Source organism: Herbaspirillum sp. NPDC087042, assembly GCF_044745245.1.
Lineage (GTDB): Bacteria > Pseudomonadota > Gammaproteobacteria > Burkholderiales > Burkholderiaceae_D > Herbaspirillum.
In genome coordinates this window covers 125,172-140,238 of record NZ_JBIUZW010000017.1, presented here as the reverse complement: position 1 = coordinate 140,238, position 15,067 = coordinate 125,172, and the positions used below count along the sequence as shown (strand labels likewise).

The 15,067-nt window shown below is 63.1% G+C and carries 14 protein-coding genes; 13 read left to right on the top strand and 1 reads right to left on the bottom strand.

Annotated elements, in window-relative coordinates; genetic code table 11:
• The 6 genes from ACIPHN_RS21410 to ACIPHN_RS21385 form a co-directional block, all read left to right on the top strand.
• Nucleotides 1–169: 50S ribosomal protein L20 (locus ACIPHN_RS21410; protein WP_400439864.1), on the top strand; the 169-nt coding region annotated here is incomplete at its 5' end.
• A gap of 187 nt (nt 170–356) precedes the next feature.
• Complete coding sequence (gene pheS / locus ACIPHN_RS21405) at nt 357–1,385, top strand: phenylalanine--tRNA ligase subunit alpha (RefSeq protein WP_198980329.1); 1,029 nt, start codon at nt 357–359, stop codon at nt 1,383–1,385.
• 66 nt (nt 1,386–1,451) lie between these two features.
• Nucleotides 1,452–3,878, top strand: coding sequence for a phenylalanine--tRNA ligase subunit beta (gene pheT / locus ACIPHN_RS21400; protein WP_400439850.1), 2,427 nt, complete (start codon nt 1,452–1,454; stop codon nt 3,876–3,878).
• 66 nt (nt 3,879–3,944) lie between these two features.
• Nucleotides 3,945–4,358, top strand: a complete 414-nt coding sequence (locus tag ACIPHN_RS21395; protein WP_051057415.1) for an integration host factor subunit alpha — start codon at nt 3,945–3,947, stop codon at nt 4,356–4,358.
• 3 nt (nt 4,359–4,361) lie between these two features.
• Entirely contained in the window at nt 4,362–4,772 is a 411-nt protein-coding gene (locus ACIPHN_RS21390) for a MerR family transcriptional regulator (protein ID WP_400439847.1), read from the top strand.
• A gap of 97 nt (nt 4,773–4,869) precedes the next feature.
• Complete coding sequence (locus ACIPHN_RS21385; protein ID WP_400439845.1) at nt 4,870–5,376, top strand: GNAT family N-acetyltransferase; 507 nt, start codon at nt 4,870–4,872, stop codon at nt 5,374–5,376.
• Between the two features lie 61 nt (nt 5,377–5,437).
• On the opposite strand, the gene ACIPHN_RS21380 is transcribed toward ACIPHN_RS21385, so the two are convergent.
• On the bottom strand, nt 5,438–6,064 hold the full coding sequence (locus ACIPHN_RS21380; RefSeq protein ID WP_400439842.1) for a phosphatase PAP2 family protein: 627 nt from the start codon (nt 6,062–6,064) through the stop codon (nt 5,438–5,440).
• A gap of 450 nt (nt 6,065–6,514) precedes the next feature.
• On the opposite strand from ACIPHN_RS21380, the gene epsL reads away from it, so the two are divergent.
• The 7 genes from epsL (at nt 6,515) to xrtB (ending at nt 15,036) form a co-directional block, all read left to right on the top strand.
• Nucleotides 6,515–7,681 (top strand): XrtB/PEP-CTERM-associated polysaccharide biosynthesis outer membrane protein EpsL, encoded by a 1,167-nt coding sequence (gene epsL / locus ACIPHN_RS21375; protein ID WP_400439840.1) that lies wholly within the window; start codon nt 6,515–6,517, stop codon nt 7,679–7,681.
• 10 nt (nt 7,682–7,691) lie between these two features.
• The gene (locus tag ACIPHN_RS21370; protein ID WP_400439837.1) at nt 7,692–9,104 is read left to right on the top strand and encodes an undecaprenyl-phosphate glucose phosphotransferase; all 1,413 of its coding nucleotides are present in this window, start codon (nt 7,692–7,694) and stop codon (nt 9,102–9,104) included.
• A gap of 39 nt (nt 9,105–9,143) precedes the next feature.
• Nucleotides 9,144–10,055, top strand: a complete 912-nt coding sequence (locus ACIPHN_RS21365; protein WP_400439834.1) for an EpsD family peptidyl-prolyl cis-trans isomerase — start codon at nt 9,144–9,146, stop codon at nt 10,053–10,055.
• 83 nt (nt 10,056–10,138) lie between these two features.
• The gene (gene epsE / locus ACIPHN_RS21360; RefSeq protein WP_400439831.1) at nt 10,139–10,933 is read left to right on the top strand and encodes a polysaccharide export protein EpsE; all 795 of its coding nucleotides are present in this window, start codon (nt 10,139–10,141) and stop codon (nt 10,931–10,933) included.
• 71 nt (nt 10,934–11,004) lie between these two features.
• Entirely contained in the window at nt 11,005–12,405 is a 1,401-nt protein-coding gene (epsF, locus tag ACIPHN_RS21355; protein WP_400439828.1) for a chain length determinant protein EpsF, read from the top strand.
• Nucleotides 12,406–12,473: 68 nt separating this feature from the next.
• On the top strand, nt 12,474–13,355 hold the full coding sequence (gene epsG / locus ACIPHN_RS21350; protein ID WP_400439825.1) for a chain length determinant protein tyrosine kinase EpsG: 882 nt from the start codon (nt 12,474–12,476) through the stop codon (nt 13,353–13,355).
• A 22-nt stretch (nt 13,356–13,377) separates the two neighbouring features.
• Nucleotides 13,378–15,036, top strand: a complete 1,659-nt coding sequence (gene xrtB / locus ACIPHN_RS21345; protein ID WP_400439822.1) for an exosortase B — start codon at nt 13,378–13,380, stop codon at nt 15,034–15,036.
• Nucleotides 15,037–15,067: the final 31 nt, after the last annotated feature.

Below are 15,067 nucleotides of genomic sequence, written 5' to 3'. Positions count from 1 at the left end.
AAACAACCCTCCTACTACAAAACCCTTGAACAAAAGCGTTTACATGAACGGCCTGAAGAAGGCTGCGATTGAACTGGACCGTAAGGTCCTGGCTGATATGGCTGTCACCGACAAGGCTGCTTTCGCTGCCATCGTCAACCAGGTGAAGGCCAACATCGCTGCCGCCTAAATCGGCCGCGTGTTTGCGGCAGCCGGCCGCAACATCAGCGACGCAAGTCAGATAAGCAGCCGGCGCTGCAAAATCCTGCGGGGCAGAGGTGTTACACCGATGCCCCGTATGTTTTTGATCCACCGATTTGTGGATCTTCCTTTTTCGACTTCCTCGTCGGATTTTCGATTGGAGCGAGATTTACCGCATGAATCCCCTAGACCAACTCCTGGGCCAATTGGTCGCGCAGGCGCAGGCTGATTTCGCCGCCGCGCCGGACGCCGCCGCACTGGAAAACGCCAAGGCCAAGTACCTGGGCAAGACCGGCCAGATCACCGAGCAGATGAAGGGGCTGGGCAAGCTGGCACCGGAAGAGCGCAAGGTGCAGGGGGCGATCATCAACGTCGCCAAGGAACAGATCGAAAACGCGCTGACCGCATGCCGCGATGCTCTGGCCAATGCCCAGATGCAGGCGCGCCTGAATGCGGAAGCCATCGACGTCACCCTGCCGGGCCGTGGCCGTGGCGTGGGCGGCATCCATCCGGTGATGCGCTCCTGGCAGCGCGTCGAGGAAATCTTCCGCTCCATCGGCTTTGATGTTGCCGATGGTCCCGAGATCGAAACCGACTGGACCAATTTCACTGCATTGAACAGCCCCGAGAACCATCCGGCGCGCTCGATGCAGGACACCTTCTACATCGAAGGCAACGACACCCAGGGCAAGCCCCTGCTGTTGCGTACCCATACCAGCCCGATGCAGGTGCGCTATGCCCGCATGAACAAGCCGCCGATCAAGGTGATCGCGCCGGGCCGCACCTATCGCGTCGACAGCGATGCCACCCACTCGCCGATGTTCCACCAGGTCGAAGGCCTGTGGATCGCCGAGGACATCAGCTTCGCCGACCTGAAGGGCGTCTACCTCAACTTCGTCAAGGCCTTCTTCGAGACCGACGACCTGCAGGTGCGCTTCCGCCCCTCCTATTTCCCCTTCACCGAGCCCTCGGCCGAGATCGATATCGCCTTTGGCAGCGGTCCCCTGAAGGGTCGCTGGCTGGAAGTCTCCGGCGCCGGCCAGGTGCACCCGACCGTGGTGCGCAACATGGGTCTGGATCCCGAGCAGTACATCGGTTTCGCGTTCGGCTCCGGCCTCGAGCGCCTGACCATGCTGCGCTACGGGATCAACGACCTGCGCCTGTTCTACGAAGGCGACCTGCGCTTCCTGAAGCAATTCAATTAATCCGATCTCGCAGGGCGCCGCGCACGTTCGCGGCGCGCCGCTGGCTGATAGCTGAAAGTCTGAATCATGCAATTCTCTGAAAACTGGCTGCGTACCATGGTCAATCCGAACATGACTTCGGATGAGCTCTCGCACTTGCTGACCATGTCCGGCCTGGAAGTCGAGGAAGTCGAACCGGTCGCGCCCCCCTTCACCAACGTGGTCGTGGGTGAAGTGCTGGAAGTCACCAAGCACCCCGATGCGGATCGTCTGAACGTCTGCCGCGTCAACGTCCATACCGGCACCATCTTGAACATCGTCTGCGGCGCCCCCAATGTGCGCGCCGGCCTGAAGGTGCCTTGCGCCATGGTGGGTGCGGTGCTGCCGCCGGGTGCCGATGGCAAGCCTTTCGAGATCAAGGTCGGCAAGCTGCGTGGCGTGGAGTCGCAGGGCATGCTGTGCTCGGCGCGTGAGCTCAAGCTCTCCGAGGACCACGGCGGCCTGCTGGAACTGCCCGACGATGCGCCGGTGGGCCAGAACTTCCGCGACTACCTGCAACTGAATGACCTCAAGTTCACCATCAAGCTCACCCCCAACAAGGCCGATTGCCTGTCGGTGCTGGGCGTGGCGCGTGAAGTCTCGGCGCTGACCGGTACGCCGCTGAAGGCGCCGAGCTTCCAGACGGTCGTGGCCAACCTGGATGAGAAGCTGCCGGTGCGCATTTCCGCGCCCGACCTGTGCGGTCGTTTCGCCGGTCGCGTCATCCGTGGCCTCAATGCCAAGGCAGCCACGCCGCAGTGGATGAAGCAGCGCCTGGAACGCAGCGGCCAGCGTTCGATCTCGGCGCTGGTGGACATCTCCAACTACGTGATGCTGGAACTGGGTCGTCCCTCGCACGTGTTCGATCTCGACAAGATCTACGGCGGCCTGGACGTGCGCTGGGGCCGCAAGGGTGAATCCCTGAAGCTCCTCAACGGCAACACCATCGAAGTCGATGAGTGGGTCGGCGTGATCTCGGACGACAAGGAAATCGAATCCCTGGCCGGCATCATGGGGGGCGATTCCACTGCCGTCTCGCTGGAGACCGCCAACATCTACCTGGAAGCCGCCTTCTGGTTCCCGCAAGCGATCCAGGGCCGTGCCCGTCGCTACAACTTCTCGACCGATGCCGCGCATCGCTTCGAACGCGGTGTCGATTTCGCCACCGTGGTCGAGCACATCGAGCGCATTACCGCGCTGCTGCTGGAAATCTGCGGCACGCCTGACACCCGCATCGGCGCGGTGGACGACCAGATCGTCAACCTGCCCAAGCGCGAGCCGGTGCAACTGCGCACCGCACGTGCCGCCAAGGTGATCGGCGTGAGCATCACCGACGAGATGGTGGCCGATATCTTTACCCGTCTGGGCCTGGTGTTCAGCCAGGAGCCGGGCCTGTTCTCGGTGACGCCGCCGTCCTATCGCTTCGATATCGAGATCGAGGAAGACCTGATCGAGGAAGTCGCACGCGTCTACGGCTTCGAGAACATCCCGACCTTGCCGCCGGTGGCTGCCAATGCCATGCGCATCGCGCCGGAAAACACCCGTTCGCTGTTCGCCATCCGTCGCCTGCTGGCCGACCAGGATTACCAGGAAGTGGTCAACTTCAGCTTCGTGGAAAGCGCCTGGGAAGCCGACTTCGGTGGCAATACCGACCCCATCAAGCTGCTCAATCCGATCGCCAGCCAGATGAGCGTGATGCGTTCCTCGCTCATCGCCGGCCTGGTGGCCAATGCCCGCTACAACGTCAATCGCAAAGCATCGCGCATTCGTGTCTTCGAGGCTGGCGCGGTGTTCCACAAGAACCCGGCGGCCGTTGACGGTCCGCTGACGGTGGCCGGTTTCGACCAGCCCAAGCGCGTCGCCGCCCTGGCCTATGGTCCGGTGGCCGACGAGCAATGGGGGCAGGGCAGCCGTAACGTCGATTACTTCGACGTCAAGGCCGACCTGGAGGCGCTGTTCGCACCGCGCACGCTGCGTTTCGCCAAGGCCGAACATCCGGCCCTGCACCCGGGGCGCTCGGCGCAGGTGCTGCTGGGTGAGCAAGTCATCGGCGTGATCGGTGAGCTGCACCCCAGGTGGCAGCAGAAGTACGACCTGCCGCTGGCCCCCGTGGTCTTCGAAGTCGATGCTGATGCACTGCAGCAGCGCGACCTGCCGGTGTACGCCGAGATTTCCAAGTTCCCGGCCGTGAGCCGAGACATCGCCCTGGTGGTCAAGCACGCCGTGGGCGCCCAGCAATTGCTGGACGTCTTCGCCGCCGAGAAGGCCGCCAACCCGGCCTGCGCGATCTTGCAAGCCCTTGTTTTATTTGATGAATATCAAGGCCGCGGACTGGAGAGCGACGAAAAAAGCCTTGCGTTCCGCTGCACCTTGCAAGATACTCAAAACACCCTTCAGGATGACAAGGTCGACCTTGCAATGACTGCACTGGTGGCCGCTGCGAGCGCCAAGCTCGGGGCCAGGTTGCGTGCCTGATGTGATGTCCGCGAGCGCAAAAATAATTACAGACCGGAATCGGTTGAGGCCTAGTCATTCATCGCCATGAACAACGTGAATTCGAACGAATTTCAATCCGTGCTGGATGCCGACCTGCATCGCGCCGTCCTGGAGTCCCAGGCGCGTTCGCAGGCGGACAAGAATCTGCCCACGCTGACCAAGGCCGAGCTGGCCGAACTTTTGTTCGAGCAGGTCGGTCTGAACAAGCGCGAAGCCAAGGACATGGTGGAAACCTTCTTCGACGAGATCCGCAACGCCCTGGAGCGCGGCGAGGCCGTCAAGCTGTCCGGCTTCGGTAATTTCCAGCTGCGCGACAAACCGCAACGGCCTGGCCGCAATCCCAAGACCGGCGAGGAAATCCCGATTACGGCAAGGCGCGTGGTCACTTTCCATGCCAGCCAGAAATTGAAGGAAATGGTGGAACTCTCCAGCGGCGACGCTGTTGAAATGTCCGTCTAATCTATGAACGATCGCGTCAACAAACCAGCGGCAATCGTCTTGCCGCCCATCCCGGCCAAGCGCTATTTCACCATCGGTGAAGTCAGCGAGCTGTGTGGCGTCAAGCCGCATGTGCTGCGTTACTGGGAGCAGGAGTTCACCCAGCTCAAGCCGGTCAAGCGTCGCGGCAACCGTCGCTATTACCAGCACCATGAAGTGCTGTTGATCCGCCGTATCCGTGAACTGCTCTACGAGCAGGGCTTCACCATCAGCGGTGCGCGCAACAAGCTCGATGGCAGCAACGAGCCCGAGGTCATCGAGGTGGTGCCGCAGCGTCCGGTCATCAGCCTGGATGAAGAGGGTATCGAGCGGGTGCGTGCGGAGTTGCTGGATATCCTGCAGGTGCTGCGTCCCGATGCCGGGGTCCAGGCCTGAATCCTGGCCTGAGCTGTCCCTCTGAAAACCGCTGCCTGTCAGCGGTTTTTTCATGGCGGCGTGAACATCGATGAACGATATAAAGGATATAAATAATATGCAGTCGACATGGCGGCCGATGCGTGAAGAGGATCTCGACGAGGTGATGGCGGTCGCCGCCATCGTGCATGCCGGCTTCTTCGAGCATCGCGAGGTGTTTGCCGAACGGCTTTCGCTGTATCCGCAAGGCTGCTGGATTGCACAGGAAGAGCGGGCGGCGGCAGTGCTGGGCTATGCCTTCCTGCATCCGGCGCGCCTGGGGCAACCGCCGGCGCTCGACAGCCTCCTGCATGAAATCGATGCGCAAGCCGATTGCCTCTACCTGCATGACGTCGCGCTCTTGCCCGCTGCGCGCGGCGCCGGACTGGGTCGCGTGCTGCTGCAGCGCCTGCTGGCGCTGATGCAGGTCGAGGGGCTTGCGCGCGCCGCGCTGGTGGCGGTGCATGGCTCCGCGCCTTACTGGCGCAGTTGCGGTTTCGAGGCCTTGCCCGAGGTGCCGGCCGCATTGCGCGAGAAATTGCGTAGCTACGACGAGCAGGCCCTGTACATGATCCGGCCAGCCTGAATACGAAAAAACGCCAGTGAATTCACTGGCGTTTTTTTTCGTCCCTGCACCGGGCAGTGGCTCAGAGCGGGGTGCTACGCTCATAGACCCGCTCATGCCCCGACAGCGCCAGTGCGATCTGCTGCAGCAATTGATGCGTGGGGGCCGGGCGGCCTCCGCTGCCCATCAGCATGAAGGCGGCAAATGCCGCCAGGATGAGCCGTCCGCGCAAGACCTTGCCCTGTGGCGCCAGGCTGCGCCAGAACCATCCCGCCGCCAGCGCGCCCAGGGTCAGTCCGGTGGCGACCTCGGAGGGCGAGTGCACCTTGATCGCCAGTCGCGACACGCCCACCGCCAGCGCGACCAGCGCGGCCAGCAGTACCGCGCATCCCCGCTGGCGCGCATTGCTGCCCTCCGTCAGAAGCAATGCCGTCGCCAGGTAGAAGGCGGTGGCCGATGCCGAATGCCCGCTGATCCCCGTGAAGTCGGGAAGCCAGGGCGGCACGATATTCCAGCCCATGAACAGCAGCTTGCTGACCACCACGATCATCATCGCCACGCCAAAGGCCAGCAGCCAGTACAGCATGCTGCGCCAGCGGCCATTGAGTCCCAGCCAGAGTGCCAGCACGCAGGCGCCCGGGACGGTGAAGGCGCTATCGCCGAAAAAACTGATGCCCTGCCACCAGGGAGTGGGTAAGAAACTCAACATGCGTGCAAAACGGTAAGGGGAGGGGAGCTGGTGTCGTCGTCAACGGCCGGGAAGGCGAAATCCCCGAAAACCAAGGCACAAGAAGAGCTTGATCCCAAAACGCAGGGCAAGTTCATCAATTACCAGAGAAATCGTCCATGTCGGCATGGGCGAACCGAAAACTTCATGTCTTCCTACAAGACTTGTCGTGCTTATCCGATTGACGGAATACCACTGTTTTTGCATTAGCACACCTTGTTTCGTTTGGCAACAAATATTTTTTGATTCAGTGTCAAAAATGATGCATGATGAATCCTGCTTTCTGTTGCGACGCACCAATGCCGACTCCGGAAATCGCCACTGTTTGAGAAGATGAATTTAAGAAGAAAGGACAATGGAAAGATGGCATGGCACAGACATGGTTGGTCAAATCGTCGAAGTAGTGCGCAACTCCTTGCTGTGCTTGCCTTGATGGCCAGCCACCAGGCGCACGCGGACGATGACGACCAGGTGCTCACGCCCTATGTCCAGTACTCGCTTCTGTATGACGACAATTTGCTGCGACTGCGAGATTCCGCCCAGGCCCAGGCCACGCTGGGCACCACGCAAATGTCGGATTATGTCCACTCCACGGCCGGTGGGGTGCGTTTTGACAGGATGTTCAGCCGCCAGCATATCCGGCTCGATGCGCGACTGACGCAGAACACCTTCGACAACTTCAGGCAGTTCAATAACGACCAGCGTGATCTGAATGCGTATTGGGGCTGGGCCCTGGGAGAGCATTTCACGGGTGACCTGGGCTATGTGTATTCGCAGGGCCTGACCCCGTTCCAGAACCTGCGTGTGCTGGAAAAGAACATCCGCACCGCGCAGACGCGCTACGCCACGGCGGCCTGGCAGCTGCACCCGGACTGGACCGTGCGCGGGCAGTATTCGCGCTTCAGTCTGGGGTATGACCTGCCCTCCCTGCAGAACAACAGTTTTTCGCAGGACATCTACGAAATGGGGCTGGACTACACCGCGCGCAGCGGCAGTGTGGCCGGCCTGCAGGTCCGGCATACCCGGGGCAACTACCCGGAACCGGCGCTGGTGAGCGGGGTGGAGATCAACAACTCCTTCACCCAGGATGAACTCAAGACCCGTATCTCCTGGCTCTTCAGTGACAAGACCAAGTTCCAGTTCCTCGGCGGCTATGTGCGCCGGGAGCGCGTCACCGGCGGTGCGGCCAACTACAGCGGTTTCAATGCGCGCCTCATCACCGATTGGGAAGTCTCGGCCAAGACCGCCTTCTCGATGAACCTGTACCGCGAGATCGGCGGCGTCAGCGACATCGACGCCAACTATGCATTGACCGACGGCCTGAGCCTGGCCAGCCGCTGGCGCGCCACCGAGAAGATCCGGCTGGATGCCGCCATCGATTACCAGCGCCGCAACTACAACGGCGCCGCCGTGGTGACCGGTGTGACACCGTCGGATCGCAAGGATACGTACAAGAAGTACAGTTTTGGCATCACCTATGCACCACTGCGGTCGTGGTCGCTGATGGCCGCCATCTACCGCGAGGATTCGAGTTCCAACATCGCCGGTTATGGCTATGTCTCCAACGGAATTGCATTGACGACGCGCTATGAGTTCTGAGGCCCCCAAAATGAATGAGATCCGCGATACCTTGCCTTTGGTCAACGTCAAGCCCAATGTGATCGTCATGGTCTTCAAGCGCCTGCTTGAGCCGGCCATGATCGTGGCCTATCTGTGGGTGCTGGTGCGATGGCGCGGCTTGCCCTTCAGTGGCGACTACTGGGTGCTGGCGATCATGAGCTTCTTCATCAGCTCCTATTTCTTCTCGGAGCTGCATGAGCGCCGCCTGCGCCGCAATCCCAAGGGGCCGCGCCTGCTGGCGCCCATCGTCATCGACTGGCTGGCGGTGGTGGCGGTGCTGGGCGTGATCGGCTATGTCTGCGAGTTCTACCAGCAGTTCGCACCGGGCGTGATCGCGGCCTGGGTCGTGGGCACGCCGGTGGGCCTGCTGGTGTCGCAATATGTCGCCTCGCGCGTCATGCGCGACCTGCACGTCAAGGGCGAGGTCAGCAAGGCCATCATCATCGGCGTCAACCCGGCGGCGCTCAGGCTGGCCGAGCGCATGGAAAACTATCCGGCGCTGATGGTGCGCCTGATGGGTTTCTTCGATGACCGCGAGATCGGTCGTCAGCCGCAAGGAACCTTCACACCCCTGATGGGCAAGATGGGCGACGTCGCCGCCTACGTGCGCAAGCACAACATCAACATGGTCTACATCAGCATGCCGATCTCGGCCCAGCCGCGCGTGCTGCAGATGATCGACGAGCTGCAGGACACCACCGCCTCGATCTACTTCGTGCCGGACATCTACGTCTTCAACCTGATCCAGGCGCGCTTCGACTACGTCGGCGGGATGGCGGTGATGGCCATCTGCGAGACGCCGTTTACGGGCATGAACAATTTCGTCAAGCGAGTCAGCGACGTGCTGCTGGCCACTGTCATCCTGCTCATGCTGCTGCCGGTGCTGATGGTGATCGCCATCTGCGTCAAGGCGACCTCGCCGGGGCCGGTCATCTTCAAGCAGCGCCGCTATGGCCTGGATGGAGAAGAGATCGTGGTCTACAAGTTCCGCTCCATGACCGTGCTGGAAGACGGTGCCAACGTGCAGCAGGCCACCAAGGGCGATGCACGCCTGACCAAGATCGGCGGTTTCCTGCGCAAGTCCTCGCTGGATGAATTGCCGCAGTTCGTCAACGTGCTGCAGGGGCGCATGAGCATCGTCGGCCCGCGTCCGCACGCGGTGGCCCACAACGAGCTGTACCGCAAGCAGATCAAGGGTTACATGCTGCGCCACAAGGTCAAGCCCGGCATCACCGGCTGGGCCCAGGTCAACGGCTTGCGCGGCGAGACCGAGACGCTGGACAAGATGAAGGCGCGCATCGAGTTCGACCTGGAATACCTGCGCCGCTGGTCGCTCAGCTTCGATCTCTGGATCATCGTGCAGACCGTGCGCCTGGTGCTGAGGCGGGAAAACGCCTATTGAATCTGACGATCACGCAAGCCTTTCAGGACACAGAAGAACATGACAAGAGCAGATCGACTCACCCTCTCGCTGGCCACCACACACCGGCTCAAGACCGGCACAGCCCTGCTGCTGCTGCTGGGCATGCTGGTCGCCTGTGGCAGGGATGCGCCGGTGTCGTCCGGCCAGGCCCTGGCCAGCGTGGATGGCCGGGAAATCACCATCCACCAGATCAACGCCGAACTGGGCAAGGGCACCGCGCGCGAGGCCAGCAAGCAGATGCTGGACGGCCTGGTGGCGCGGCAACTGCTGGTCAATGCGGCCCGCCAGGAAAAGCTCGATACCAATCCCACCGTATTGGCCGACATGGAACGCGCACGCGACCTGGTGCTGGCGCAAAGCTATGTGCAGATGAAGCTGGCCAAGCCGGGCCGGCCCACCCAGCAGGATCTCGATGCCTTCTACGACCAGCACCCCGACTGGTTCGCGCAGCGCCAGCAGTTCGACTTCGCCGAGCTGGTCATCGACAAGGCCAGCGTCAGCGACGAGCTCAACAAGATGATGGTCGGCGTGCGGCCGCTGGACGAGGTAGCGGCCTGGCTGCAGAAGCAGCACATCTCCTTTACCCGCCTGCAGGTGAGCAGGTCGTCGATGGACTTGCCGGCCCCCATGCTGGAGGGTGTCAAGAAGATGGAGCGGGGCCAGCTCTTCATCGTCAATGAAGGCCATACCGCCATCCTGGCTGCACTGGCCGATGTCAGGAGTACGCCGCTCTCGCGCGCGGCGGCGGCCCAGCCGATCCAGCAGATGCTGTTCAACCAGCGCCAGGGCGAGATCACCGAGCAGGCCGTGGCGCGGCTGAAGTCCGACGCCAGGATCGTCTACTTCGATTCGGCCAAGACACTCAAGGACAGCAATGTCACGCCGGTGGCCGAAGCCGCCCCTGGCGGCGAGGCCAGCGTGGTCAAGTGAGTCGGCAGGTGAGTACCCCATCATGCGCAGCACAGGAAATTCGAACCAGGCCGAACAGGCATAACTCCGGAGTCAAAACAATCATGAGAAAAATTTTGCTAATGCTTGCAGGTTTGCTGATCGCCACGCTGGCCTTCACCGGCAGCGCCCGCGCCGAGGATATTCCGCTGGGGCCGGGTGACGTGATCCGCATCAACGTCTACGGCAGCCAGGACCTCACCCTGGAAACCCGCATCAGTGAGGCCGGCCTGATCAGCTATCCGCTCATCGGCGAAGTCAAGGTGGGTGGTTTGCCCACGTCACAGGCCGAACGCAAGATCGCCGGCCTGCTCAAGCAGGGTGGCTACCTGGTCAATCCGCAAGTCAACATCCTGGTGACGGCCCCGGCCAGCCAGATGATCTCGGTACTGGGCCAGGTCTACAAGCCCGGCCGCTATCCGCTCGATGGCAAGCGCAACGTGGCTGACGTGATCGCGCTGGCCGGCGGTGTCAACCCCGATGGCGGCGACACCATCACCATCGTCCACACCGAGAACGGCAAGGTCACCCGCACCCTGGTCGACATCTACGCCATCACCCACAACGGCGACACCACCGAGCTGCCCTCGGTGGGCCCCAATGACGTGGTCTATGTGGAACGCTACCTGCGCTTCTACATCTACGGCGAGGTGCAGCGTCCCGGCGCCTACAAGCTGGAACGCGGTACCACCGTGCTGCAGGCGCTCACGCTGGGTGGCGGCCTGACCCCGCGCGGCACCGAGCGCGGCCTGAAGGTCAAGCGCCGCGATGCCAACGGCGAGCTGCAGGAGTTGAGTGTGAAGAAGGACGATCCGGTGCAGGCCGACGATATCGTCTACGTCAAGGAAAGCTGGTTCTGACCGGACGCGGCGCGTCCATTGCAGAGCTATCCGGTCCACCTTTTTCGGCAGCATTTGCCAGGAGTATTCCCATGAATCTATCCCAGTTCCTGCTGATCCTGCGGGCTCATCTCAGGGTCATCCTGCTGATCTTCGGCGTCACCGTGGCCGCGGCGCTGGTGGTGAGCCTGGTGGCCAGCAAGAAATACAAGGCCACCTCCTCGGTGGTGCTGAACTACAAGGCCACCGATCCGGTGACCGGCCAGATGGTGACGGCCCAGGCCCTGCCGGGCTACATGCCGACCCAGGTGGACATCATCAACAGCCGCAGCACGGCGCTGGCGGTGGTCGACAACCTCAAGCTGGCCCAGGACCCGAAAGTCAAGGAAAGCTATGCCAACAGCGACAGCCAGCTCGACATCCGCAACTGGCTGGCCGGCATCCTGCTCAACGACCTCGATGCACAAGCCTCGCGTGACAGCAGCGTGATCGATATCACCTACAAGGGGCGCGATCCGCAAATCGTCGCCACCATGGCCAATGCCTTTGCCGAGGCCTACCAGCAGGTCAGCATGCAGTTGAAGCTCGATCCCACCCGCAAGGCCTCGGCCTACTTCAACGACCAGATCAAGGTACTGCGCGACAACTATGAGCAAGCCCAGGCCAAGCTCTCCAAGTACCAGCAGGAGCACGGCATCACCAACCTGGATAACCGCGTGGACGTGGAAAGCAATCGCCTGAACGATCTCTCCACCCAGCTGGTGGCAGCCCAGGGCGCCGTGGCCGAAGCGCAGTCGCGACGCCAGGCGGCCGGCAGCGCCAGCAATTCGCCGGACGTGAATGCCAATCCGCTGGTGCAGAACCTCAAGGCCAACCTGGCGGCCTCGGAGGCGCGCTTCGAACAGGCCGCCAAGCGCCTGGGGACCAATCACCCGGACTATCTCAACGCCAAGGCCGAAGTCGATGGGCTGCGGGCCCAGTTGAATGCGGCCATCTCCTCCACCTCGGCCAGCGTGGCGACCAATGCCAGCATCCTGCAAAAGCGCGAAGCCGAGATCCGTGGCGATTTCAACGCGCAAAAGCAGAAGGTGCTGGACCTGAACCGCACCCGCGACGAACTGGCCGTGCTCTCGCGTGACCTCGACAGCGCCCAGCGTGCCTATGAGCTGACCGCCCAGCGCTTCATGCAGACCAATCTGGAAGGGCAGTCCAACCAGTCCGATATCTCCATCCTGGCCACGGCCATGCCGCCGACGGCGCCCTCCAGCCCGCGCCTGCTGCTCAACCTGGCACTGGCCACGTTCGTGGGCCTGGTGCTGGGCGTGATGGCGGCCCTGGGGCTGGAACTGCTCAATCGCCGCGTGCGCTCCGAGGCCGACCTGGTCGAAGGCCTGGGCTTGCCGGTGCTGGGCAGCATTGCCCGCCCGACGGCGCAGAAGGGGCGTGACCGCCGCCTGGGCCTGGGCCGCGGCGCTGGCTCGGCACCGGCATGAGCGCGGTCGCCGCAGTCCCCGGCCGCATTGCAGATACATCACGTCAAGAACACGCAGAGGTCAATCACATGGATACCGCTACCCTGATCAACAGCAAGGAACAAGATGCCTTGCCCAACCGTTCCATCGGCGCGATCTTGATCGACGTCGGCAAGCTCACCCCGGACAAGGCCGAGCGCATCCTGCGCCTGCAGCGCGAGCGCGGCATGCGCTTTGGCGACGCCGCCATCCAGCTGGGTCTCTTGACCCAGGCCGATATCGACCAGGCGCTGTCGCGCCAGTTCGACTATCCCTACCTGATGAAGGGTGAGAGCCGCGTCAGCGAGACAGTGGTGGCTGCCTACAATCCCTTCAGCGCCCAGGTGGAAACCCTGCGCGCGCTGCGCAGCCAGCTGATGCTGCGCTGGTTCGACGCCGATCTCGGCCACAAGGCGCTGGCAATCACCAGCCCGGGACGTGGCGAGGGGCGCAGCTTCCTGGCGGCCAACCTGGCGGTGGTGTTCTCGCAACTGGGCGAGCGCACGCTGCTCATCGACGCCGACATGCGTCATCCGCGCCAGCACGAGCTGTTCGGCCTGGACAACCGCAACGGCCTGTCGGCCGTCATCGCCGGCCGTGCCGGCGCGGCCGAGGCGATCCAGCGCATCCCGGCGCTGATCGACCTGTCGGTGCTGCCCTCCGGCCCGACGCCACCCAATCCGCAGGAGCTGCTGGGCCGGCCACCGTTCGCGCAACTGCTGCAGCAGCTGGCGCCCAGCTATGACGTGATCCTCATCGACACACCCGCTGGCATTGATTGTGCCGACGCCCAGATGGTGGCAGGGCGCACCGGTGCGGCATTGATGGTGGTGCGCAAGAACGTGAGCCATATCGCCGCCGTGCGCAGTCTCACCGACAGCCTGGCCGACGCCCGCGTGATGGTGGTGGGCAGCGTGCTCAACGAGTTCTGATCGCCACACGCCAGGGCCGACCATGAGCATCGAACAGACCACCTACCCGCTGCAGCAACGCCATGCGCACTGGATGCCGTGGCTGCTGGTGGCGCTGGGGCTGGCCGCGATGTACCTGCCCAGCTTCATCGATCTGTTGCGGGGTGTCTGGAGCAGCGAGCGCAATGCCCACGGTCCCATCGTGCTGCTGGTGGCGTGCTGCTACCTGGGTGTGCGGGTGCGGCAGTTGCGCGAGGAAGGTCTGATCGAACGCCGTCCAGCCCCTCTGGCGGGTGGCCTGGTGCTGCTGCTGGCACTGGCCTGCTTTGCCCTGGGACGCGCGCAGACGGTGCTGTTCATGGAAGCCGGCTCGCTGATCCCGCTGCTGGTGGGCATCGTGTTGCTGGTCTACGGTGTGCGGACCTGCCGCCGCCTGTGGTTCGCGTTCTTCTTCATGCTCTTCATGGTGCCGCTGCCGGCCTCGGTGGTGGACTTGCTGACGCAGCCGCTGAAGATCGGTGTCTCCCATGCGGCCGAATACCTGTTGCGTCTGATGGCGTATCCGGTGGCGCGCAGCGGCGTGGTCATCACCATCGGCCCCTACCAGCTGCTGGTGGCGGACGCTTGCGCCGGCCTCAATTCGCTGTTCACGCTGGAGGCGCTGGGCCTGCTGTACATGAACCTGGTGCGGCATCCCTCGTGGTTGCGCAACAGCCTGCTGGCACTGCTGATCGTGCCGGTCTCCTTCACCGCCAATACGGTGCGGGTGGTGGTGCTGGCGCTGATCACTTACTACCTTGGTGACGCGGCCGGGCAGGGCTTCCTGCATGGATTTGCCGGCATGCTGCTGTTCTTCGTGGCACTGGGTCTGATCATCGGCCTGGACAGCCTGCTGCGCTGGATCGTCGTGCGTCATGCGCAGTGGCGCGGTGTGGCCATGCCGCGGGCATCGGCAGTGTCAGCGCCAGCACGCAAGCCTGCCCCGATCCCCGTGCGCGAAGACCGCCTCTTTGCCCTGCATCTGCCGCTGGCGGCGCTGGTGATGGCCGGCATGCTGGTCTCGGTGGCAACCGCCCATGCGCTGGCGCCGCATGAGCAGACCACAGTCAAGACCGCGCCGTTCTCCACCTTCGTGCCCGAGCGTTTCGGCGACTGGCGGGCCGTGCCATCGCCTTACCTGCAGATCGGCACTGCCCTGCAGGAGGGGACCGGCCGCAGCGCCGAGCAACCCTATGACGATGAACTGGCGCGTACCTACGTCAACCGTCGCGGCGAGCAGGTGATGCTGGCGCTGGCCTACGCCCACGAACAGATGCAGGACGTGAAGATCCATCCGCCCGAGGTCTGTTATGTGGCCCAGGGCTTCACGCTGACCGATCGCCAGCCGCTGACTCTGCGGGCGGCCGACGGCACGGCCATTGAGGGGCGCCGCTTCCTGGCGCGCAACGGTGATCGCCTGGAACCGGTCAGCTACTGGGTACGCATCGGTGACGCCATGCCCGTGGGTGGCCTGGCGGCACGCACGACGATCTTCCGGCAGGGCATGCAGGGACGCATTGCCGACGGCATCCTGGTGCGCGCCTCCAGCCTGGTCAGCGATCGCGCCGATGCGGGCGCCGCCTACGAACTGCAGCAACGCTTCCTGCAAGACCTGGAAGCGGCGCTGCGCAAGAGCAAGCCGGGCCTGCTGGTGCCGGCCTGAGCCCTGAGGATTTTTCCTGGCTACGTGCATA

Excerpts from the sequence above, each read along its gene's own strand:
- ACIPHN_RS21380 (WP_400439842.1), bottom strand. The coding sequence starts at position 6,064 with ATGTTGAGTTTCTTACCCACTCCCTGGTGGCAGGGCATCAGTTTTTTC.
- epsL (WP_400439840.1), top strand. The coding sequence starts at position 6,515 with ATGGCCAGCCACCAGGCGCACGCGGACGATGACGACCAGGTGCTCACG.
- epsE (WP_400439831.1), top strand. The coding sequence starts at position 10,139 with ATGAGAAAAATTTTGCTAATGCTTGCAGGTTTGCTGATCGCCACGCTG.
- pheT (WP_400439850.1), top strand. The coding sequence starts at position 1,452 with ATGCAATTCTCTGAAAACTGGCTGCGTACCATGGTCAATCCGAACATG.
- epsF (WP_400439828.1), top strand. The coding sequence starts at position 11,005 with ATGAATCTATCCCAGTTCCTGCTGATCCTGCGGGCTCATCTCAGGGTC.
- ACIPHN_RS21365 (WP_400439834.1), top strand. The coding sequence starts at position 9,144 with ATGACAAGAGCAGATCGACTCACCCTCTCGCTGGCCACCACACACCGG.
- ACIPHN_RS21390 (WP_400439847.1), top strand. The coding sequence starts at position 4,362 with ATGAACGATCGCGTCAACAAACCAGCGGCAATCGTCTTGCCGCCCATC.
- xrtB (WP_400439822.1), top strand. The coding sequence starts at position 13,378 with ATGAGCATCGAACAGACCACCTACCCGCTGCAGCAACGCCATGCGCAC.
- ACIPHN_RS21370 (WP_400439837.1), top strand. The coding sequence starts at position 7,692 with ATGAATGAGATCCGCGATACCTTGCCTTTGGTCAACGTCAAGCCCAAT.
- ACIPHN_RS21395 (WP_051057415.1), top strand. The coding sequence starts at position 3,945 with ATGAACAACGTGAATTCGAACGAATTTCAATCCGTGCTGGATGCCGAC.
- ACIPHN_RS21385 (WP_400439845.1), top strand. The coding sequence starts at position 4,870 with ATGCAGTCGACATGGCGGCCGATGCGTGAAGAGGATCTCGACGAGGTG.
- epsG (WP_400439825.1), top strand. The coding sequence starts at position 12,474 with ATGGATACCGCTACCCTGATCAACAGCAAGGAACAAGATGCCTTGCCC.
- pheS (WP_198980329.1), top strand. The coding sequence starts at position 357 with ATGAATCCCCTAGACCAACTCCTGGGCCAATTGGTCGCGCAGGCGCAG.